The 20,412-nt window shown below is 65.1% G+C and carries 23 protein-coding genes and 1 pseudogene; 12 read left to right on the top strand and 12 right to left on the bottom strand.

The window, feature by feature from the left end; all coding sequences use genetic code 11:
• Window positions 1–80: 80 nt before the first annotated feature.
• From ACTUWL_RS28765 to ACTUWL_RS28755, 3 genes are all read right to left on the bottom strand, one after another.
• Window positions 81–2,105 carry a pyrroloquinoline quinone-dependent dehydrogenase gene (locus ACTUWL_RS28765; protein ID WP_021077902.1) on the bottom strand — a complete coding sequence of 675 codons (2,025 nt, stop codon included), beginning with the start codon at window positions 2,103–2,105 and terminating at the stop codon, window positions 81–83.
• Window positions 2,106–2,176: 71 nt separating this feature from the next.
• The gene (locus tag ACTUWL_RS28760) at window positions 2,177–3,631 is read right to left on the bottom strand and encodes a caspase family protein (RefSeq protein ID WP_021077903.1); all 1,455 of its coding nucleotides are present in this window, start codon (window positions 3,629–3,631) and stop codon (window positions 2,177–2,179) included.
• 143 nt (window positions 3,632–3,774) lie between these two features.
• Window positions 3,775–4,002 (bottom strand): hypothetical protein, encoded by a 228-nt coding sequence (locus tag ACTUWL_RS28755; RefSeq protein WP_035650624.1) that lies wholly within the window; start codon window positions 4,000–4,002, stop codon window positions 3,775–3,777.
• A 160-nt stretch (window positions 4,003–4,162) separates the two neighbouring features.
• Here ACTUWL_RS28755 and ACTUWL_RS28750 point away from each other — a divergent pair, with 160 nt between their 5' ends.
• Both ACTUWL_RS28750 and ACTUWL_RS28745 read left to right on the top strand, forming a co-directional pair.
• A complete protein-coding gene (locus ACTUWL_RS28750) occupies window positions 4,163–4,615 on the top strand; it encodes a hypothetical protein (protein WP_021077905.1) in 453 nt (150 codons plus the stop codon).
• Between the two features lie 163 nt (window positions 4,616–4,778).
• Window positions 4,779–5,960, top strand: a complete 1,182-nt coding sequence (locus tag ACTUWL_RS28745; RefSeq protein WP_035650626.1) for a GNAT family N-acetyltransferase — start codon at window positions 4,779–4,781, stop codon at window positions 5,958–5,960.
• A gap of 206 nt (window positions 5,961–6,166) precedes the next feature.
• On the opposite strand, the gene ACTUWL_RS28740 is transcribed toward ACTUWL_RS28745, so the two are convergent.
• The 3 genes from ACTUWL_RS28740 to ACTUWL_RS28730 form a co-directional block, all read right to left on the bottom strand.
• Window positions 6,167–6,805 carry an NIPSNAP family protein gene (locus ACTUWL_RS28740; protein ID WP_021077908.1) on the bottom strand — a complete coding sequence of 213 codons (639 nt, stop codon included), beginning with the start codon at window positions 6,803–6,805 and terminating at the stop codon, window positions 6,167–6,169.
• 83 nt (window positions 6,806–6,888) lie between these two features.
• The gene (locus ACTUWL_RS28735) at window positions 6,889–7,554 is read right to left on the bottom strand and encodes a DsbA family oxidoreductase (RefSeq protein WP_021077909.1); all 666 of its coding nucleotides are present in this window, start codon (window positions 7,552–7,554) and stop codon (window positions 6,889–6,891) included.
• 62 nt (window positions 7,555–7,616) lie between these two features.
• The gene (locus tag ACTUWL_RS28730; RefSeq protein WP_021077910.1) at window positions 7,617–8,441 is read right to left on the bottom strand and encodes a helix-turn-helix domain-containing protein; all 825 of its coding nucleotides are present in this window, start codon (window positions 8,439–8,441) and stop codon (window positions 7,617–7,619) included.
• 94 nt (window positions 8,442–8,535) lie between these two features.
• Between ACTUWL_RS28730 and ACTUWL_RS28725 the strand changes: the two genes are divergently transcribed.
• Both ACTUWL_RS28725 and ACTUWL_RS28720 read left to right on the top strand, forming a co-directional pair.
• Entirely contained in the window at window positions 8,536–8,760 is a 225-nt protein-coding gene (locus ACTUWL_RS28725) for a hypothetical protein (protein ID WP_106940366.1), read from the top strand.
• 30 nt (window positions 8,761–8,790) lie between these two features.
• On the top strand, window positions 8,791–9,189 hold the full coding sequence (locus ACTUWL_RS28720) for a hypothetical protein (protein WP_021077912.1): 399 nt from the start codon (window positions 8,791–8,793) through the stop codon (window positions 9,187–9,189).
• A gap of 132 nt (window positions 9,190–9,321) precedes the next feature.
• Here the strand turns inward: ACTUWL_RS28720 and ACTUWL_RS28715 are convergent, their stop codons facing one another.
• Complete coding sequence (locus ACTUWL_RS28715; protein ID WP_021077913.1) at window positions 9,322–9,855, bottom strand: group III truncated hemoglobin; 534 nt, start codon at window positions 9,853–9,855, stop codon at window positions 9,322–9,324.
• An 83-nt stretch (window positions 9,856–9,938) separates the two neighbouring features.
• Here ACTUWL_RS28715 and ACTUWL_RS28710 point away from each other — a divergent pair, with 83 nt between their 5' ends.
• Entirely contained in the window at window positions 9,939–10,361 is a 423-nt protein-coding gene (locus ACTUWL_RS28710) for an RrF2 family transcriptional regulator (RefSeq protein WP_021077914.1), read from the top strand.
• Window positions 10,362–10,390: 29 nt separating this feature from the next.
• Here ACTUWL_RS28710 and ACTUWL_RS28705 read toward each other — a convergent pair whose 3' ends face one another.
• Window positions 10,391–11,083 (bottom strand): SET domain-containing protein, encoded by a 693-nt coding sequence (locus tag ACTUWL_RS28705; RefSeq protein WP_021077915.1) that lies wholly within the window; start codon window positions 11,081–11,083, stop codon window positions 10,391–10,393.
• A 164-nt stretch (window positions 11,084–11,247) separates the two neighbouring features.
• On the opposite strand from ACTUWL_RS28705, the pseudogene ACTUWL_RS28700 reads away from it, so the two are divergent.
• Window positions 11,248–11,780: pseudogene (locus ACTUWL_RS28700) on the top strand (hypothetical protein).
• A gap of 18 nt (window positions 11,781–11,798) precedes the next feature.
• On the opposite strand, the gene ACTUWL_RS28695 reads toward ACTUWL_RS28700, so the two are convergent.
• Window positions 11,799–12,524, bottom strand: a complete 726-nt coding sequence (locus ACTUWL_RS28695) for a TetR/AcrR family transcriptional regulator (protein WP_035650629.1) — start codon at window positions 12,522–12,524, stop codon at window positions 11,799–11,801.
• Between the two features lie 112 nt (window positions 12,525–12,636).
• Between ACTUWL_RS28695 and ACTUWL_RS28690 the strand changes: the two genes are divergently transcribed.
• Window positions 12,637–14,040 (top strand): carotenoid oxygenase family protein, encoded by a 1,404-nt coding sequence (locus tag ACTUWL_RS28690; RefSeq protein ID WP_021077918.1) that lies wholly within the window; start codon window positions 12,637–12,639, stop codon window positions 14,038–14,040.
• A 174-nt stretch (window positions 14,041–14,214) separates the two neighbouring features.
• Here the strand turns inward: ACTUWL_RS28690 and ACTUWL_RS28685 are convergent, their stop codons facing one another.
• Window positions 14,215–14,622 (bottom strand): hypothetical protein, encoded by a 408-nt coding sequence (locus ACTUWL_RS28685; protein ID WP_106940365.1) that lies wholly within the window; start codon window positions 14,620–14,622, stop codon window positions 14,215–14,217.
• A 651-nt stretch (window positions 14,623–15,273) separates the two neighbouring features.
• On the opposite strand from ACTUWL_RS28685, the gene ACTUWL_RS28680 reads away from it, so the two are divergent.
• The 3 genes from ACTUWL_RS28680 to ACTUWL_RS28670 all read left to right on the top strand — a co-directional run bounded on the left by ACTUWL_RS28680 (window position 15,274) and on the right by ACTUWL_RS28670 (window position 16,838).
• Complete coding sequence (locus ACTUWL_RS28680; RefSeq protein WP_021077920.1) at window positions 15,274–15,849, top strand: hypothetical protein; 576 nt, start codon at window positions 15,274–15,276, stop codon at window positions 15,847–15,849.
• 57 nt (window positions 15,850–15,906) lie between these two features.
• On the top strand, window positions 15,907–16,461 hold the full coding sequence (locus ACTUWL_RS28675; protein WP_021077921.1) for an inner membrane-spanning protein YciB: 555 nt from the start codon (window positions 15,907–15,909) through the stop codon (window positions 16,459–16,461).
• Window positions 16,462–16,541: 80 nt separating this feature from the next.
• Window positions 16,542–16,838, top strand: a complete 297-nt coding sequence (locus tag ACTUWL_RS28670; RefSeq protein ID WP_021077922.1) for a hypothetical protein — start codon at window positions 16,542–16,544, stop codon at window positions 16,836–16,838.
• Between the two features lie 10 nt (window positions 16,839–16,848).
• Here the strand turns inward: ACTUWL_RS28670 and ACTUWL_RS28665 are convergent, their stop codons facing one another.
• Both ACTUWL_RS28665 and ACTUWL_RS28660 read right to left on the bottom strand, forming a co-directional pair.
• Window positions 16,849–17,523: a DUF429 domain-containing protein gene (locus ACTUWL_RS28665; RefSeq protein WP_021077923.1), complete on the bottom strand. Its 675-nt coding sequence runs from the start codon at window positions 17,521–17,523 to the stop codon at window positions 16,849–16,851.
• Complete coding sequence (locus ACTUWL_RS28660) at window positions 17,520–19,175, bottom strand: fumarate hydratase (RefSeq protein WP_021077924.1); 1,656 nt, start codon at window positions 19,173–19,175, stop codon at window positions 17,520–17,522. The genes ACTUWL_RS28665 and ACTUWL_RS28660 overlap by 4 nt, the downstream gene beginning before the upstream one ends.
• A gap of 234 nt (window positions 19,176–19,409) precedes the next feature.
• Between ACTUWL_RS28660 and ACTUWL_RS28655 the strand changes: the two genes are divergently transcribed.
• Both ACTUWL_RS28655 and ACTUWL_RS28650 read left to right on the top strand, forming a co-directional pair.
• Window positions 19,410–19,727, top strand: a complete 318-nt coding sequence (locus ACTUWL_RS28655; protein ID WP_021077925.1) for a Kazal-type serine protease inhibitor family protein — start codon at window positions 19,410–19,412, stop codon at window positions 19,725–19,727.
• A gap of 105 nt (window positions 19,728–19,832) precedes the next feature.
• Window positions 19,833–20,294 carry a hypothetical protein gene (locus tag ACTUWL_RS28650; protein WP_035650632.1) on the top strand — a complete coding sequence of 154 codons (462 nt, stop codon included), beginning with the start codon at window positions 19,833–19,835 and terminating at the stop codon, window positions 20,292–20,294.
• Window positions 20,295–20,412: the final 118 nt, after the last annotated feature.

The raw sequence follows: 20,412 nt of genomic DNA, 5'->3' as shown, positions 1-20,412 counted from the left end.
GGTGCACGCATTGAGAACCGATGTCGCTGAAACGATGTCGCTGATTTGTCATGCAGCGGCGCAACGCGCGCGCTGCCGCACTACGCCGCAGCGACGCGACGCCTCCTGCGCCAACGCCAGAGCAGTCCGACCAGCACGATCACCACCACGCCGGCCGCGAGTGCCTTCGCAGCAAACCGTCCACCGGGACGATCGATCAAGCGCGCGAGAAGCGAAGCACCCTCGCCCTGACGCGGCAGGCGAAACGCGACCACGCTGTCGCCGATCGATGTGCCGCCCTCGGAATGCCCGCCGGCGCCGATCACGACATACTGCTCGCCTTTCCACAGATAGGTCATCGGATTGGCGACGCCTGGCACAGGAAGCCGACCGAGCCACAATTGCTTTCCCGACTTGACATCGAACGCGCGCAAATAGGCGTCCATCGCGCCGGTGAACACCAGTCCGCCCGCGGTGATCGCAACGCCATTGAGCAGCGGCGTGCCGGTCTTGAGCGCAATGCCGAGCGGCGCGAGATCCTCGCTGGTGCCGACCGTCGAATGCCAGAGGATCTTTCCGGCCTTGAGATCGACCGCCACCGTCTCGCCCCACGGCGGCTTGTTGCAGGGCGTGCCGACTGAGGTCATTGCAAGCGCCCGCGACATCGCGAACGGCGCGCCCTCCTGCTGGCCGAAATCATGGCCGGGCGGCGGGTTGAAGCCCTTCGCCTGCTCGCGCGGGATCAACGTGATGATATGCGCCGCGTGGCTGACATTGGCGAGCAGGATCTGGTTGACCGGATCGAACGCCGCGCTGCCCCAGTTCACGCCGCCGCCGGTCATCGGATAGACGATCGTGCCACGCGTCGACGGCGGCGTGTAGAGGCCCTCATTGCGGGATTGCGCGAGCAGCTTCTCGCAAGCGGCGCTTCCGAGGCCCGGCAGCAGGCCGCCGATGTCATCCGCAGTCATGCGCTGCGTCAACAAAGGCGGCACATGGGTCGGAAACGGCTGGGTCGGCGACAGCTGCTCGCCCTCGGCGCCGTTCTGCGGGACCGCGCGCTCCTCGACCGGCCACACCGGCTTGCCGGTGTCGCGATCGAGCACGAACACAAAACCCTGCTTGGTCGGCTGGATCACGACATCGCGCATGCCGTCGCCGGTGTCGATCCGCGCCAGCGTCGGCTGCGCCGGCAGGTCGTAGTCCCAGACGTCGTGATGCACGGTCTGGAATGCCCACGCCAACTCGCCGGTCTCGATCCGCAGCGCGACCACGGAATTGGCGTGCTCGTCATTGCCGGGGCGCTTGCCGCCCCAGAAATCGGGACTCGGCGATGTCGTCGGCAGGAACACCAGGCCCCGCTCCTCATCCACCGACATCGGCGCCCAGACATTGCTGTGACCGGCCTCGATGCCGCTGTGCACCAGCGGATCGAAAGTCCAGCGCGGCTGGCCGGTCCGTGCATCGAAAGCCCGCACCGCGCCGACCGGCGCGTCGACCCGCCGGTTGTCGCCGATCGCGGACCCGACCACCACCACGCCGCGGCCTGTCACCGGCGCCGACGTGATCTGAAATTCGCCCGGCCATTCCAGCTTGATCCCGGCGTCGATCTTGATCTCGCCGCCGTTGCCGAAATCCGCGCATGGCTTGCCGGTCCTGGCATCGAGCGCGATCAGGCGCGTGTCATTGGTGCCGGTGAAGATGCGCGACTTGCAGGCCGCACCATCGGCTGCACGATCATCGGTCCAGTGCGCGACGCCGCGGCAGACGAAGCGGTTGGCCGGCCGCTGCGCCATGCTGATCTTCGGATCGAAACGCCATTTCTGCGCACCGGTGCCGGGATCGAGCGCGATCACTTCGTTGAACGGCGTGCAGAAGATCAGGCTGTCCTCGACGAACAGCGGCGTCACCTCGAACTTGGTGCGCTTCATGACCTCGGGCGGACGGGCGTCGAGATCGCCGGTGCGGAATTCCCAGCCGCGCACCAGCGCGCCGACATTGTCGGACGTGATCTGCGTCAGCGGTGAGAAGCGCTGTCCGCCGCGATCGCCTCCCCAATACTCCCAGGCGAGCGCCGGCTGGACGCACAGCACCAGCGCGGCAAACAGGCGAAACAGGAACTGCATTGCGTCCTCCCGCAGGATGCGATCATCGGACGCCGCATCTCATGCGGGAAAGCCTTTACGCGATCGGCGCGTCAGTATCCACCCCTGCGATACCCGCCGCCGTCGTTGCCGCGATAACCGCCGCGATAGCCACCACCGCCGATCCCGATGCCAATGCCGATTCCAACAGGCGGCCCGACGGGCTCATAGACCACCGCCGGCGGCGGACGGCGCACCACCACGACATCGTCCTCGACCACGTCGCGCGGCGGCCGCTTGCCGGCACGCCGCGGCGGATCGGGCTCGGCATGCTTCTCGACACGCTTCTTGGTGGGCGCGACGGCGGCCTTCTGCTGCGGGGGCGGCGCGGCGTTGCACGGACAGGTCGGCGCCGCCAGCGCGACATTGGTCGCGGGCACGCTGAGCGCTGTGGCCGGCGTCAGGTCGGGACGGTAACGCAGCCGTTCGATCATCTTGCGCGCCGTGGCCGTGAGATCGCTGTCGGGATACAGCACCAGGAAGCTGCGATAGGCCGCTGCGGTGTTGGCGAGGACAGCGTCGCTCCACGCCACCATGCGGCGATGCCGGTCGAGCCAGTCGCGCGCCTGCAGGCCGCGCGGCGTGCCGGCGAACACAGCGGCAAAGGCTTCATAGGCTTCGTCGGTGCCGTCCACCACGATCAGTTCGTTGGCAGCCTCGATCGGCTTGCCCTGCAGGTCGCGCTTCCATTCGTCGACGGTGCGCTTGGCCGCGGCCGGCGCCGGTGCCGGTGATGCTGAGGGACCTGCCATGAAGCGGAAGTCGTCGGTGAGCGACGAGGAGTCCCACGGCGTCTGCCGGCCATCGGTCGCCTTGTTCACGGCAAGGCGGACGCGCTTGAAGGTATCCTCGATCGGGATCCCCGGCTCCTTCGCCGAAGCCAGCAACGCGGTCGTGTATGGGCTGTTGGCGCCGCTGCCGTCCTCGGCTTCGGCGCCCGGTGACGTCGAGAACGACACGAAAGTGCCGGGCGCACCGATCCTGGCGTCGACGATGGCAAGCCCGTGCCCTGCGGTCTTGCTGAGCTCCGGGAACGGATTGTTGCGGCAGGCATCGAGCAGCACGATGCGCATCCGGCTCGGCACCGAGGTCAGCGTGTTCAGGATGTCATTGAGACGGACCGCCTGGATCGGGATGTCGGCCTCACGTTTCGGATCGACGTCGACCGGCACCAGATAGTTCTCGCCATCGATCTGCAGGCCATGCCCGGCATAGAACACCAGCGCCACGGTGTCGGCGCCCTTGGCCGCCACCTGGCCGGCGAAATCGCTGATCCGTGCGCGCATCTCGTCCTGGGACAGGTCCGACGCCGCCGTCACCGCAAATCCGGCATCGGTCAGCATTTGTGACACGGCCCTGGCGTCGTTGGCCGGATTGGGCAGCGCGGGAACCGACTTGTAGGCGGACTGCCCGATCACGAGCGCCAGCCGGCTCTCTGCCGATGCCGGCACGGCACCGAACAGGATCGCAGCCGGAACGATCAGGCCGAGGAGCGAACGGCGAAGCATGGCGGCCTCCGACACATGATATCGGAGATGGGTCTGACGCCGTCAGACGAAGGTTCATGCCGTGCGGCAAAGTGCAGCCACCGGCGCCGATTGTGATGTCGCGACGTCACAGGAACCCGATAGGCCCCGGCTATCGCGGCTGACTATTTCGGCTTCTTGGCCGGATCAGCGGCCGGCTTGGTGACGCCCCAGGGATCGTATTTCTCCTTGGGCTCGGGGATCCGATCGAGCGCGGCCTTGTAGGCCTTCTCGTCGATCTTGGGCTTCTGCTCCGTCTTCCTGTCGTCGCCTCCGCCGCCCCGCCGGCCCTGAGCCAGGGTCGGTGTCGCGATCAGCGCCAGAATGACGGCAGCAACCGTGAAGCTTTTCATGTCAGTCTCTCTCCCCCGCAGCCGTAGAAACATCCGGCAACACCTCTACCCCAAAGATAACTTGTCGCTCGACATTTGTTGATCGACAAAGCGTCGCGTGAGCCGAATTCAGCCCCACCAGGGGGGCGCAATGTTGGCGGCGGAACATTAAATCCGGTCGATGGGACAGGGACAAGTACACCTGGCGGCGCTGCTGGCCGGCGCCGCCTTGATATTGAGCGGCTGCGGGCTGGCGGACAGCCACGCGGTGTGGCCGGAGATGTTGAAGGTCAAGGCCACCGAGCCGGCGCCGCTCGAGACGCCTCCGGATGTCAAGCGGCTGGTTGCGGGCAAGCTGGATTCAGTGTTCACCGCCGGCTCGCAGCCGTCCCATGTGCGGGTCTCCGCTCCGCTGCACGACCCGCGCGGCACCGGCTGGACTGCCTGCGTGCGTGCCGAACTGACTTCGGTGATCGGCAAGCCGCTGGGGACGCAGACCTATCGCGTCTTCATCAGTGAAGGCGCGATCTTCGATCGCCGGCAGGTCGAGGCCGACGACAATTGCCTGACCGAGAGTTACGAGCCGGTCGAGAGCACCGTTGCGGCGGACGCGCAGAAGAGCACCAAACCCTGAGCCTGGACGGGGTTGCTCATCACGAGCCGCATCCTGAATGGCCCGTTAACATTACCGCTCAAATTGCCCGATGGCCTCAACGGCATTTTCCATCTCTTTGCTCTAGCGTTGCCCTGACGAACGCCGGCTGATCTGCCGTGCGTGCGCATCGGGGAAAAGGGACGTGGCCGATATTGCTGACCAGGCAATGATCCGCCGTGCATCGCGCAAGGATGCCACGGACGATCGCGCGTTGCCGCCGCTGTCTGCGGCGCCGGTCGGCGCATGGCGCGCGCTTGCCGAGCGCGCGATCGAGCCCAACGGCTACTACCAGGCGGACTGGGAATTGGCGGTCGATGCCTCCGCCCGCGGTCGCACCGGCGCATCGCTGCTCAGCGCCACCGGCGATGCCGGGCAATTGATCGGGCTGTTGCCGGTCGTGCCATTTCGGCGAATCTATCGGATCCCCTTGCCTGCGCTGGTCGGCGCCGAGCCCTACGGCACGCTGTGCACGCCGCTGCTGGATCGCGACGCCGCCGAGCAGGCCGCCGGCCAGATACTGCAGCAGGCACGCGATGCGGGCGCGCATGCGCTGATCCTGCGCACGATGTCGCTCGATGGCCCGGCCATGGCGGCGATCCGCACGGTGCTCGCAAGGGATGGTTTGCAGCCGCGCCTGCTGAGCACCTATCAGCGCGCGCAGCTCGATGCGACGCGTGATGCCGACGATTTGCTGCGCGACGCGCTCGGGCCCAAGAAGCTGAAGGAGCTGCGGCGGCAGCGCCATCGCCTGTCCGACCACGGCGCGGTGCGCTTCGATGTCGCGCGTACGCCGCGCGCCGTCGCAGTGGCGCTCGAGACGTTCCTTGCGCTCGAAGCTGGCGGCTGGAAGGGCCAGCGCGGCACCGCGCTCAGCCAGCACGCCGGCGACGCCGCCTTCATCCGCCGCGCGACCTCGGCAATGGCCGAGACCGGGCGCTGCGAGATCGTCACGCTGCATGCGGGCGGCACGGCCGTCGCCGGCGGCATCGTGGTACGCCACCAGGACCGTGCGTTCTTCTTCAAGATCGGCATCGACGAGCGCTTTGCGAAGCATTCGCCCGGCACGCAGCTGACGCTTGAGCTGACGCGCCATCTCTGCGCCGATCCGGCGATCAATTCGGCCGATTCCACCGCGGCGTCCGGCCATCCGATGATCGACCCGATCTGGCGCGGCCGCTTCGCGATCGGCGACGTGCTGCTGCCGCTACGACGCCGCGATCCGATGGTCGGCGCCATTCATGCCGCGCTGACGCTGAACAATGTCGCCTACGAGGCCGCCCGCAATGCCGTTCGCTTCATCCGCAGTCAGCGGAAGCCGGCCTAGCACACGGCGGCGCAAGGGCCTCAACCGACGGTTTACCCTTTCGTAGCCATGCAGACACATCAGGAAACAACCGGCTTAGCCGTCAGGTTGGTGTCAGCTGGCCCTTTTAGCGTCGCGATGCGCTGTTTCTCAGGCGGCGCATGCCCTTGCCTTGGAAAGCCTCATCCGATGGAAACGTCGGGTGAGGCTTTCTGCGCCACCGTCCGCTACTGCAACGGCGAGTGCGGCGCCGGCAGCATGATCGTCGAGTGCATCTCCTCGAGCAGCTGCGTGCCCTTGCCCAGGAATTCCTGCCAGGCCGGATCCTTCAGCGCGTTGCCGCGCGCCGCGGCGCGGGCATTGAGATCGGGATAGGCCCAGATGTGGCAGACCTCGTTGGGCTGCCCGGCATCGGTGGCCCAGAGGCCGACGACCTTGGAATATTTCTCGCGCTCGGGCATCACGCCGGTGATCAGGTCGAGCCATTGCTTGGCCGCGCCGACCGGCTTGGCGCGATAATTGCGGAATTCGTAGATGTTGCCGGTCGTGGCCGGCGCCACCGGCGGAATGATCGCATTCATCAGCCGGACGTCCTGGCGCATCAGCAGCGGACGAATCACCGGAATGTACTCGCCGGTCCAGCGCGGATTTTTCGCAAGCTCCGCACGCAGCCGGGCCCGCTCGTTGAGATCGGCGTAGCTCCACATGTGCATGACCTGATTGAGCGGCCCGATCTCGGTGATCCAGTAGCCTTCCAGCTTGCCGAAATTATCGGCGCGGATGTCGCGCGAGATCGTGCTCGCGGCCTTCACCATCTCGCCGACGGTTCCTGGACGGACCGTGTAGGTGCGCAGCTCATAGATCATGGTTGTCTCCCTGATGATTTCGGATGGAAGTGGGCAAATGAAAAAGCCCGGCGCGAGCCGGGCTTTCGATGGGGACCCGCGGACTACTCTGCCGCCTGCGCGTTGATCTCGGCCGAGACCTGGCGGATGGCGCGGGCGAGCTGCTCGGCCGGCTGGGCGCCGGACACCGCGTATTTCTGCGCGAACACGAAGGTCGGCACGCCGGAGATGCCCTTCTCGGCCGCCTCCTGGGCCTGCGCCGAGACCAGGGCAACGTCCTCGTCGGAGGCAAGACGCTTGCGGATGTCGTCGGCGTCGAGCCCGACATCGGCGGCCGCCTGCACCAGCACATTGCTGTCGGTGAGATCGCCGCCGTCGCGGAAGTACAATTCCATCAGCCGCTGCTTCATCTCGGCCGCCTTGCCCTTGGCCTCGGCCCAATGGATCAGACGGTGGCAATCGATCGTGTTGGGCTGGCGCTTGACGAGTTCGGGATGATAGGTCAGCCCCTCCTCGTTGGCGGCGGCGACCACGCGGCCGGCGATGCCCTTGTAGGCTTCGACCGAGCCGAACTTGGCGGTCAGATATTCGTCGCGGCTGATGCCCTCGCGCGGCACCCAATTGTTGAGGAAGAACGGCCGCCAGTGCACCTCGACCGGCACGTCGGGCACCAGCTTGAGCGCATCCTCGATGCGATGCTTGCCGATGTAGCACCAGGGACAAACGACGTCGGAGACGATGTCGAGGCGAAGCGGCTTCAGATCGCTCATGGCAGGGTTCCCGGCAAATTTGGAACCCCAAAGGTAGGCCGAAAGCGCCCCGAGACAAGCCGCTATTTCATACTGGCTGCCATCTGCCGCATCCGCTCGGCGGTCAGCTCATCGGCCGGAAAGAAGGTCTCCAGCGCCAGTTCCTGCAGCGTGATGTCGACCGGGGTGCCGAACACCATGGTGGTCGAGATGAAGCTCAGGATCTCGCCGTTGAGGCTGAGCTTGAAGGGCAGCGCGACATTGTTGTCGGTGGTGATCGGCGCCGAGCGCGCCGGGATCGGATAGGACTTCAGGTCCTGGTAGAGCTTGAGCAGCTCCGGATCCGCCGTCGCCTCGCATTGCCGGTGCAGCCGCTCCAGCAGATGCGCAGCCCATTCCGCCAGATTGACGGTGCGCGGCGCCAACCCCTCCGGGTGGAAGGCGAGCCTGAGGATGTTGAAGGGCTGGCCGAGCAGCCGCTGCGGCACGCCCTCGAGCAGCGGCGCCACCATGCGATTGGCGGAGACCAGATTCCAGTGCCGGTCATAGGCCAGCGCCGGATTGGGCTCATGCGCCTTCAGCACCAGGTTGATTGCCTCCCGCGCCGATTTCAGCGCCGGATCCTCCAGCGAACGTTGCGGGAATGCGGGTGCGAAGCCCGCGGCGACCAGCAGCACGTTGCGTTCGCGTAGGGGCACGTCGAGGCGCTCCGCCAGTTTGAGGACCATGTCGCGCGACGGCGCCGAGCGGCCGGTCTCGACGAAGCTCAGATGCCGCGCCGAGATCTCGGCATCGACGGCAAGGTCGAGCTGGCTGAGATGGCGGCGCTGCCGCCATTCGCGCAGGTGCTCGCCGATCAGGACGGGTTTTGCGGGCTCGGCCCGCGCCAGGGATGCATGTGCGTTCATGGTGCAAAACCTACCATGCGGAATTCGCCCGTTCCATTACGCCCGAGGTAATCGAATTGGCGCGCCGGCCGGCTCATCTTCCACGGCACAGGAGATGACCATGCTGATGCTGTCCCTTATCCGCGCCTTCGCCGTCCTGCTGCCGTGGCTGGTCCATCTGGCCACCTGGCTGGTCGCGCGCTCGCTCAACATGCCCCAGCCGCTCGTGCATGCAACCGGCCTGTTCGTGTTCGCGCAGGTCTACGCGGCCGAGATGAGGGTCGGCAAGGCGCTGTGCCCGCCGCGGCTGTGGCGTCAGCTTCAGTCCCTGTTGCGCTGACCAACCCCTCCAACCCAAGGAGATGCTGCCATGATCCATTCGTCCCCGCTGCTGCGCTGCGCTTTGCTTGCCGATGCCGTGTTCAGCGGCGTATCCGCGGTCGCAATGGTGCTCGACACCAGCACGCTGGCCTCGCTGCTCGGCCTGCCGGACGCGCTGCTGCGCGAGACCGGACTGTTCCTGATCGCCTACACCGCGCTGGTCGGCTGGCTCGGCGCGCGGACCTCGCTGCCGAAAGGCCCCGTGATCCTCGTGGTCGCCGGCAACGCGGCCTGGACGCTCGCCAGCATCGCGCTGCTGCTCTCGGGCGCGGTGTCGCCGAATCTGCTCGGGACCATCGTCATCCTCGCCCAGGCGATCGCCACCGGCGTGTTCGCCGAGCTGCAATATGTCGGATTGCGCAGGAGTGAGGGTGCGGTGACGGCGTAGGCCACTCATCGTCATTGCGAGGAGCGAAGCGACGAAGCAATCCATCTCTCGGCAAGCAAGGGATGGATTGCTAATCTCGTTATTCCGGGGCGCGCCCTTGGCGCGAACCCGGAATCCATTGTGCTGCAGAGATTATGGCCCGATGGATTCCGGGCTCTCGCGGAGCCTGTCATCGGGCCGCGCTTCGCGCGGACCCGTTGGCGAGCCCCGGAATGACGAGGGGAGACTTCGTCTGTATCTTTCGCCCACCCCCAGCATCACTCCCTGCCCGCCGGCGACGCCCATCTCGAGGCTCGCGGCGATGCGGCGCGCGCGCTCGATGAAATGAACTGCTGCAACGGGCGGGCACAGTTCATGTGCGGTCGCCTCGAACAGCTCTAGCCAGCGGTCGAAATGCGCGGCGTCGATCGGCAGCTTCATGTGCTTGACCATCGGCGTGCCGTGATAGCGCCCGGTCATCAGCGCGACCGAGGACCAGAATGCGCACATCTGGGCGAGGTGCGGCTCCCAATCGGTGATCCTGGCCTCGAACACCGGCCCGATCATCGGGTCCCTGCGGACCTTGGCGTAGAATCCGTGCACCAGCTGCGCGATCATCGCCTCGGTGATTCCGGTCTGCGCGACGATCTCGGCGGTGATCTGCTCGCGGCGCTCTGCTCCGGTCATCGCTCAAATCCTAAATATGCATTTTAAATGCCTATTTAGACTGCTATAGCTGATCCGCCAAGCGCCGATTTCGAAGGGCTTCCATGCGCCTGACTTCATTCACGGATTTTGCGCTCCGCGCCCTGATGCGGCTGGCCGGCGAACCGGATCGCTCGTTTGCGACCAGCGAGATCGCGGCCGAGTTCGGCATCTCCCGTAATCACCTCGCCAAGGTGGTGCGCGACCTCGCAGAGGCCGGCTTCATCGCGACCCAGCGCGGCGCGGGCGGCGGGTTTTCGCTGGCGCGGCCGGCGGAGACAATCACCCTCGGGCAAGTGGTCCGCGCGCTGGAAGGCGGCAGCGCGCTGGTCGAATGTTTCAGGGATGATGGCGGGGATTGCGTGCTGCTGCCGCGTTGCCGGCTGAAGGCAAGGCTCGCTGCGGCGCGCGAAGCCTTCATGCGCGAGCTCGACGGAACCACGCTGGCGGAATGCGCCTACCTGCCGCGGCCGGCGCGCGCATCATGACGGTCGGCGAACAGGATCGGTCGAGGGACTCAGGCTTGCAGCGGGCGCGCGGCGCCGCGCTTCGAAGGGACCGCCCGCCTACCGGCCGCAGCAGTGAGGCTGTGGCCGTTGAGGTGTTTGCCGTTCAAGGCCTTGCCATTCAGGGTCTTGCTGTTTGCAGTCTTGCCGTTTGCCTTGGCGGCCTTCTTCGCCTTGGCCTTCCGCTCCTTGGCGCGGCTTTCAGCAAGTTTCTCGGCCTCGCGCCTGGCCTTACGTTCGGCCTTTTCCTTTAGCCGCAGCCGCTCCGCCCTCGCCTCCGCGCGCTGCTTCTTGCGCTTCTTCTCGCAGGCGTCGCACTTGCAGCCGATCGGCTTCAGATAGGCTTTGAAATAGTCGGTTCCGTAATCGTAGTTGATCTCGTCGCCCGGCTCGATGTCCTTGATGGCGCGGATGAACACCTTGCGTTTACGCGGGCGAACGTCGGATTCCGCGTTGGGCCGGCAGGCGTGGTTGATGTAGCGGGCGACGTTCTCGCGGACCGAGCCGTCGATGGTCCAGCGGTTGGTCAGCTCGAACAGGTATTTGTTCTCGATCGCGTCCTCATCCTTTTTCTTGGAGTCGAGGATCGGCCCGAAATAGCGGATGATCTTGGTGCCTTTCTTGATCGGCTTGGTGGCGAAGAGGCCGAGGCCGGTACGGGAGCGACCAACGCGATAGGGCTTGTGCGATAATGATGCGGGCATGATGATCGAGGCTACGGCACGCCGGGGCGCACGCGACAAAGTTGCGAAGCCGCCCTTCTAGGACGATTCCGCGCGCCTGTCAGGTGTTTCCCGCGTGTCTGTTGAACCTTCCACAGATTGCATATGTCAGACACAAAGTAACGTCCGGATCGCAGGTTTCCCACGTGAAATACCCGGCTTTTGCAACAATCATTATGGCGCTCGCCTGCGCAAATCCCGGTCAGGCTGCCTCTGAGACGATCAGCAGCAGCTACACCTCGACCGCAAATCCGGCCTTGTGGTGCTGATCAACGAGGGCGATCTGCGCGAAGTGGTCTCGGTGGGCTGAAATCGCGCGGCTGAGGCGAAGGAACCGGCGGCGCAGGCCTGGTTCGGCCCGTTCAGCTCGACCGGCGAAACGGTCGAATGGCGCGCCGCAGGCAGCAAGCCTTTTGCGATCATCCAACGCTGGCAGATCGCCGACAACAGCGAACAGGACAAGCACGGCGGACCCGTCTCGCGGGCGATGCTCGCGGTGACGCGGCTGCCGCCGGGCGATGTCTGTCACGTCGCTTATGTCGATGTCGCCGCCAATCCCAACGCCAACGAACTGGCGCGGCAGGCCGCCGACGGTTTCGCCCGCGATTTCCAATGCGGCACGGATCAGGTGAAGGCGGTCGGCGAGAGCGGCCGGACCACAGCGCTCACCAGGCGCTGATCGCGGCGACAGCATCGGTCACGGCCGCGGCTGTCTGCTTCCCGATCGACCCAGCATCGCGCTCAACAACGTCTCCGCGGACGTGCCTGCGGGCGCGCGATCCAGGATCGTCTTGAGACGGCCGTCGAGCAGCAGCATGGTGAAGCCGTGCACCAGCGACCAGGCGGAGGCGATCGCCGCGGCCTGGTCCAGCGTCAGCACCTCCTTGGAGATCTCCTCATGCCGGCTGGCGCCGACGCCGCGGGTCAGCCCCGCGAACGACGCTTCCGACGCCTCGTGCAGCGACGGCCGCGCATGATCGAGCCGCTCGCTGCGGAACATCAGCCCATACATGCCGGGATGGGCCTGCGCATAGGCGACGTAGGCCTTGGCGCTCGCCACTCCCTTCTCCGGCGGCGTGGCCGCGGACGCGTTCGCGGTCGCCATCGCCTGGCCGAATTGCCGAAAACCGATCGCCGCGAGTTCGCTGAGCAGGCCCGTGAGATCGCCGAAATGATGCGTCGGCGCTGCGTGCGACACGCCGGCCTCGCGCGCCACCGCGCGCAAGGTCAGACCCGCCAGCCCGTCACGCTCGAGCACGCGCTCGGCGGCCTTCAACAGCGCCTCACGCAGATCGCCGTGATGATACGGCGTGTCATTGGCCTTGCGCCGCGATGTCGGACGATCCGCCGCGGCACGCGCAACCCGGCGCGTCGGGGCCCGCGTCGTGCGAGCCGCTTTGTTTTCCTTGGATAATCTTGCCATGACGCCGTTATATGTCGCAATTTTTACACTGTAAAGATTTTGCTTGACGATCGAAGGCACCCTCCCTACTGATATCTTTACGATGTAAAGATCATAATGCAGGGAGATGCGAATGCTCGATCAGGTCACCTCGAACGCGGCGCGGTCCAATCTGGCGCCGATCCCGTTTGAAGCCGATGCGCCATTCCTGAAGATCACCGGCGAACTGCCGCGCGAATTGAACGGCACGCTGTACCGCAACGGCCCCAACCCGCAATTCGATGTGCCGGGCGCACACTGGTTCGTCGGCGACGGCATGCTGCACGCCTTCCATCTCGAGAACGGCCGCGCCAGCTATCGCAACCGCTGGGTCCGCACCACGAAATGGCAAGCCGAGCACGACGCCGGACGCGCACTGTTCGGCGGCTTCGGCCGCAAGCTGCCGGACGCTCCTGCCGACATCACGACCGATGGCTGCGTCGCGAACACCAACATCATCTTCCATGGCGGCAAGCTGCTCGCGCTCGTCGAGAGCCATTTGCCGACCGAGATCGAACCCGGCACGCTGAATCGCCTCGGCTATTGCGACTACAAGGGCGCTATTTCCGGCCCCTTCAGTGCACATCCGAAGATCGATCCGGTCACCGGCGAGCTGGTGTTCTTCGGCTACAACGCCGCCGGTCCGCTGACGCCGGTGCTGTCATACGGCGCGATCGATGCGTCCGGCGTGGTCAAGCGTTTCGAACGCTTCGAGGCGCCCTATGCCAGCATGGTGCACGACTTCATCGTCACCGAGAACCACGTGCTGTTTCCGATCTTGCCGATCACCGGCAGCGTGCAGCGCGCGATGCGCGGACAGGCGCCCTACGCTTGGGAGCCGGAGAAAGGCGCCTATGTCGGCGTGATGAAGCGTAGCGGTTCGTCCAAGGACATCGTCTGGTTCCGTGCCGAGACCTGCTACGTCTTCCATGTCATGAACGCGTGGGAGGAAGGCAACCGCATCATCGCCGACGTGATGCAGTTCGAGGAAGCGCCGCTGTTCAACCATCCGGACGGCTCGCCGACCGACCCGAAGAAGAACCGCGCGCGCTATTGCCGCTGGACCTTCGATCTCTCGGGCAATACCGACCGCTTCACGCAAACCTATCTCGACGACCTCACCGGCGAATTCCCCCGCGTCGACGATCGTCGCGCCGGACTTGCCAGCAATCACGGCTGGTACGCCTGCGCCAACCCCGACCTGCCGATGTTCGGCGCGCTGTCGGGCATCGTGCATGTCGACGGCCGCGGCAAGCGGCTTGGCCATTATTTGCTGCCCGCCGGTGATACGATCTCCGAGCCCGTGTTCGTCGAGCGCAGCGCCGATGCCGCGGAAGGCGACGGCTGGCTGCTCGCCGTGGTCTGGCGCGCCCGCGAAAACCGCAGCGACCTCGCCGTGTTCAACGCACAGGATGTCGAAGCGGGCCCGACCGCGCTGGTCCATCTCGGCCACCGCGTGCCGGATGGATTCCACGGCAATTGGGTCGGGGCGGAGTAGCGGCGCTCCCTCTCCAACACAAGCTAAGTCCTCCACTGTCGCGCCCGGGGCAGGTTTTGGCCGAGACCGGGCGCGCGACTCCGGTACAAGCCGGCCGCTCCAACGTCCGGCTCAGTCCCGAGGTGAATGCGCGTTGCGCCCGGCGCGGCGCGGTTCAAGACCGCCGATCAAGAATTACTGCTCGCGTCGACCGGAGATCGATGGAGGCGGCGGGAATGCGTTTGGATTCGGCTGGGTCCACGGCAACGATCCGCCGGAGTGAGTCGATGGGGGTGGTGCCTGCGGCCGTTTTCTGCACTGATCTCGAAAGGTCGAGATGGCGTCGAGACCGACGTTCAAACTATCGCTGTCGTCTATGGTGTCTCCTACCCTAAAGCGCAGCGTTCCGGTCTTTTCGAAATCGACCAGCCACTTGTCATCATCTTGCACTTGAAAGGCGTATGACCAGCCGCCCACGTCACTGAAGACAAGCTTATCGATCACCGACTTGCTGTCCTCACCGCCGTTCGACAGCGTAACGGTTGGATAGCGCTCGCTCTTCAGAAGTTCCGCGAATTTGGCACGCTGATCGTCCTCCATCATCACCGAGACTTCGATGTTCCCAGACCCAGGTTCACACGAAAGGGCGACACGACCGAAATCATCGGTTGCATCAGACGCAGCTTGAACGAGGACGGACTGTTTCTCCGTTCGATTGACTCGCCAGCGGAAGATCCCCTCTTGCGCCGCGACCTTTGGACATAGATCCGTCAGGAGGGCTATCAATATTGCCGCACAGCACGCCCTTGTCAGCCTTGTCTTGCAATTCGCCGCTGCCATGTTCGAACCACTCATCAATATTCTTGCCTATGCAGGACGAGTTTTGGAGCGACGTCGCTTCCTTCCTCGCTTGCAGCTAATCACGCCTTCCAAAGCGCTAGCAACTCACGGTCGGGGCCAGCTTGCTGCAACAAGCCCAAGCTCGACCATTTATCGCTCTCGGCCAAACACGGAGCCCAGCCCGGACAGCAACGTTCTTCAGCTGTTGAACGAGTGACACGGATGGCCGGGACAAGCCCGGCCATGACGACGGCGAAGAGCACGCCGGCGAACCATCACGCCCTATTCGATTGGAATAATTCACGTTTTCCATGCCGCCTCATGATTTTGACACTGTAAAGATTTCGCTTGACGCTTTTCTCTCCCGCCGCTAGGTTATCTTTACATTGTAAAGATTGGCCTTCGAGGCTTCCAATGACGATCTTTCTGATCCTCGCCCCCTACGGCGCTTTCGCTACGCTGATGCTGGTGACCTCGGCGACGGTGAGCCTGCTCTGTGCCGCACTGATCTGCCTTGCCGTCATCGCGTTCGACATCGCGCGCCGCCGCAGCATCAAGATCCTCGGCATCGGTTCGGTGGTCGTGTTCACCGCGGTCGGCAGCTACCTCACCTTCGTCGATGCGACGCCGAGCATGATCGCGGTGAAGATCGCGGTCGATGCCGGCATCCTCCTGGTGTCGCTCGGCTCGATCCTGATCGGCCATCCCTTCACGCGGCAATACGCGCTCGAGCAAGTCGATGCCAAAACCGCGAAGCAGCCTGGCTTCCTCTACGCCAACTATTTGATCACCGGCGCCTGGACCGCCGCGACGCTGCTGATGTTGATCAGCAACATCGCAGTGCTCTATGTGCCGGCGCTGCCGCTGTGGACGGGCCTGCTGGTTGCCTTCGCCGCGCGCAACGCCGCAGTCGGCTTCACCCGCTGGTATCCGCAGTATCGCGCGGCCAAGTACGGCACGCCGCCGGCCAACGCGCTGCCGTCGCACTGAACGCTGCCATAACGATACCAGAACATTCACTCGCCCGAGGAAACGGAAACCACGACGATGAAGCGCGTATTTGCCAGGCTCGCGAGCGACTTCCTCTCCACCATCGTGTTCCTGGTGGTCTATCTCGCCACCGACAACGTCCTGGTCGCCACCGGCGTTGCGATCGCCGGCGCGGTCGCGCAAGTGGTCTATGCGCGCGTCAAGGGACAGGCGCTCGGCACCATGACCTGGGCGAGCCTTGGGCTGGTGATCGTGCTGGGCGGCGCGACGCTACTCACCAACGATCCGCGCTTCGTGCTGGCCAAGCCCGCGATCGGCCATATCGCGATCGGCACGATCATGTTGAAGCGCGGCTGGATGCTGCGTTATCTGCCGCCGATCGTGACCGAGACCATTCCGGAATACGCCACCCTCGCCGGCTATGCCTGGGCCGGGCTGATGTTTATCCTCGCCGCCGGCACCATCGCGATCGCAGCGACCGGTGACATCAAGCTGTGGGCGTTCTACGTGTCGGTGGTGCTGGTCGGTGCCAAGATCGCCGCCTTCGCGATCCAGTATGTCGCCTTCCGCTTCCTGACCGGCAGCCGGCTGCGCGCCACGGCCCGCGCCTGATCGCCGCTAGCGGCGAACTAGGCGCAAGCAGCAAGATGGGTTATACCCGCGACGCTACAAATAACCGAGGGGATACATCAATGGCGGTGGACGGAAACTGGAATCTCACGATGACGACGCCGATGGGCGAGCGCAAGGCGACACTGTCGCTGGCAAGCTCAGGCGGCACGCTCACCGGCACGCAGGGCGCCGAGGGCAATTCCACCGAGATCTTCGACGGCACCGTGAACGGCGACGACGTCGCCTGGAAGGTTTCCATCACCAATCCGATGCCGCTGACGCTCGAATTCACCGGCAAGGTCGCTGGCGACGGCATCTCCGGCGAGATGGGCATCGGCCCGATGGGCAGTTTCCCCTTCACCGGCACGCGGGCATAAGCGCGATCTTCTAGAACCAGATCTGCATCGGCAGATCATGTCCATCCAGCGGCTGCGGTCCCTCCGGAACGCAGCCGCTTGGTTCATGGGCAGCCAACGCCACCGCGCAGGCATCCAGCACATCGTCGCGCTTCGCGCCGCTGCCGATCCGCGTGACGGTGAGCCAGCGATCGATCTCGCGGAAACCTGCTCGCTTGAGCAGCTTGCGACGGAGTGCATCGCCCTCCTCCGATTTCTTGCGCGGCAGCGGCGTGCCGCCGTTCAGCCGCAGAAACACCAGCTCAGGATGCACCTCGCGGATCTCGCGCGCGGCATTCGCACGCACGAACGCATCGACCTCCATGATCTTCGGCCCGAGGTGCCAGAGCTGGCGCGAGACGGCGGTCTGGCCGCGCCGCCGCGCTTCCTTGTTCGCCTTGTCGGGGTCTTGAAATTCCAGCCACAGCCAGCGCCGCGCACCGGTGAAGACGCGCGAGGTATGCGGGCGCAGGCGCGCGCGTGCGAGACGATCGCAGGCGCGCTCGCCGTCATCGGTCATGCCGATCGGGATATCGATCCCGGCACGATCGAACGGACGCGACAGCGCGTCCGCGACATCGCCGTGAAAGGAAAGTGTGCGGCGGTCGCCGTCGATGCTGACGGCGACCCAGCCCTTCGAAAAGCCGTCGAGGCCGACCGCAATCAACCCAGGTTCAATTCCTTGAAGAAATCGTTGCCCTTGTCATCGATGATGATGAAGGCCGGGAAGTCGACCACTTCGATGCGCCAGATCGCCTCCATGCCGAGCTCGGGATACTCGACCACTTCGACCTTCTTGATGCAGTGCTCGGCGAGGTTCGCCGCCGCGCCGCCGATCGAGCCGAGATAGAAGCCGCCGTGCTTCTTGCAGGCCTCGCGCACCGCGACGGCGCGGTTGCCCTTGGCGACCATCACCATCGAGCCGCCTGCGGCCTGGAACTGGTCGACGAAGGAGTCCATGCGGCCCGCCGTGGTCGGGCCGAACGCTCCGGAGGCGTAGCCGTCCGGCGTCTTGGCCGGACCCGCGTAATAGACCGGATGATTCTTGAAATAATCCGGCAGCGGCTCGCCCTTCTCCAGCCGCTCGCGCAGCTTGGCGTGGGCGGAGTCGCGCGCGACGATCATGGTGCCGGTCATCGAGACCCGGGTCTTGATCGGATATTGCGACAGCGTAGCGAGAATCTCCTTCATCGGCTTGTTGAGGTCGATCTTGACCACATCGCCGCCGAGCGATTGCTCGACTGCCGGCAGATACTGCGCCGGGTTGTGCTCGAGCTCCTCGAGATAGACGCCGTCCCTGGTGATCTTGCCGAGCACCTGGCGGTCCGCCGAGCAGGAGACGCCGAGCCCGATCGGCAGCGAGGCGCCGTGGCGCGGCATCCGGATCACGCGCACGTCGTGGCAGAAATACTTGCCGCCGAACTGCGCGCCGACACCGAGCGACTGCGTCATCTTGAGGATTTCCTGCTCCATCTCGAGATCGCGGAACGCATTGCCGTCGGCCGAGCCGTGGGTCGGCAGCGCATCGAGATAGCGCGCCGATGCGAGCTTCACCGTCTTCATGCAGAGCTCGGCCGAGGTGCCGCCGATCACGATCGCAAGGTGGTACGGCGGGCACGCCGCGGTGCCGAGCGTCAGCACCTTCTCCTTCAGGAACGCCAGCAGACGATCTTTCGTCAGCACCGAGGGCGTCGCCTGGAACAGGAAGCTCTTGTTGGCGCTGCCGCCGCCCTTGGCCATGAACATGAACTTGTAGGCGTCATCGCCCTCGGCGTAGATCTCGCACTGCGCCGGCATGTTGTTGGCGGTGTTCTTCTCCTCATACATCGACAAGGGAGCTACCTGCGAGTAACGCAGGTTGCGGCGCAGATAGGCATCGCGCGCGCCTTCGGAGAGCGCGGCCTCGTCGTCGCCGTCGGTGATGACGTTGCAGCCCTTCTTGCCCATGATGATCGCGGTGCCGGTGTCCTGGCACATCGGCAGCACGCCGCCGGCGGCGATGTTGGCGTTCTTGAGGAAGTCGAAGGCGACGAACTTGTCGTTGTCGCTGGCTTCCTTGTCCTCGAGGATCGAGCGCAGCTGCTTCAGATGGCCCGGCCGCAGATAGTGATTGATGTCACCGAAGGCGGCCTCGGAGAGCGCCCGCAGCGCCTCGCGCGACACCACCAGCATGTCCTTGCCCAGGACCTTCTCGACCCGGACGCCCTCGCTCGTCACCTTCTTGTAGGGCGTGGTGTCGGCACCGAGCGGGAACAGCGGGGTGTGCTTGTAGGGCGGAACGGGCTTCTGCTGGTCGGGAAAGGCTGAGGGGGCGTTCATGAGCTGCTCGTCGGTTTCGAAAGGCCCGGTCCGGCCGCGGGGCCGCCGGCAATGTAGAGCCGTTCTAAGCCTTTTTCGGACAAAGGAAAGGGAAGCCGGCCGTCTTCCAGCCATGCGCCGGAGCGGCAATCCACGTGCTAGGTTTCATCCCTCGGTAATCTCGGCTTGCCACAACGCTGTGCATTCGGCGGACACCGGACACGGAAACCACCGGGACGCCACCAGGAGGCCTTCATGAAGACAGCGCTTTTCTTTGGGTTTGCGGCGCTCGCCTTGCTGGTCGCGCTCCCGAGCGGCGCCGATGCAGCACGGCTCGGCAGGGCCTGCGGCGGCCTTGCCGGCGTGCAATGCAGCAGTCGCGGCCAATTCTGCCAGTTCAAACCCGGCAGCTGCGGACGTGCCGACCAGTCCGGCACCTGCGCGTTCCGCCCGACGATCTGCAACAAGATCTACAAGCCCGTGTGCGGCTGCGACGGCAAGACCTACGGCAATGACTGCGAGCGCCGCGCCGCCGGCGCCTCCAAGGCACAGGACGGCAAGTGCACGTCCTGACGGGCGGGCCATATTGACGCGCTGCGCGGGAGCCTGCATGTAGCTTCGCGTATTTTCGTACCGCGGGGGTATTTCGTGACAGCACCGTTGCGCCGACGCTTGCCTTTGGGCATCCGCTCCACCCTGCACGCCGCGCTGATCGCGCTGGCGCCGGCCTTCGCGGCAACACCCGCGCATGCCGATCCCTGCGTCGACATCGCAAAGCAACTCGCCGGCCAGATCGACGGGCTGAAGGTCAATTTCAGCGCCGCCAACATCACATACCTCACACACCCGGCCGCCAAGGAATTGTCGCTCGGCTGCCGCGGCAAGGATTATGCGATCGAGCTCTATGCCAAGACAGACCGCAAGATGAAGCCGGAGTTTTTCAACCTGGTCGGCTCCGCCACGGCGCTGATCTTCACCGTGCCGAAGGACGATGCCACCACGGGCACCTCACGCTGCCTGAAGCGCATGGGCATCCTGCGCGGCAACACCATCACGATGCGCTATCGCCGCCTCAACCTCGAATGCACGCGTAACAAGACCGACGCCTCGATCACGGTGCGGCGCGGCAACAACGAGTGATCCGTCAAGCTTCCCGGGTGACGCGCGGCCCCGTCGGATCGACATCCGGCGTCTCGCGGCATAAGCAACTACTTATTTAATATCGTTGCGGCCGACGCAGGAACGCCTCCCCCGCTCG

The sequence above is a fragment of the Bradyrhizobium sp. WCU1 genome, from assembly GCF_053474805.1.
The sequence above is the reverse complement of the archived record's forward strand: the minus strand, read 5'-3'. Positions and strand labels throughout refer to the sequence as shown.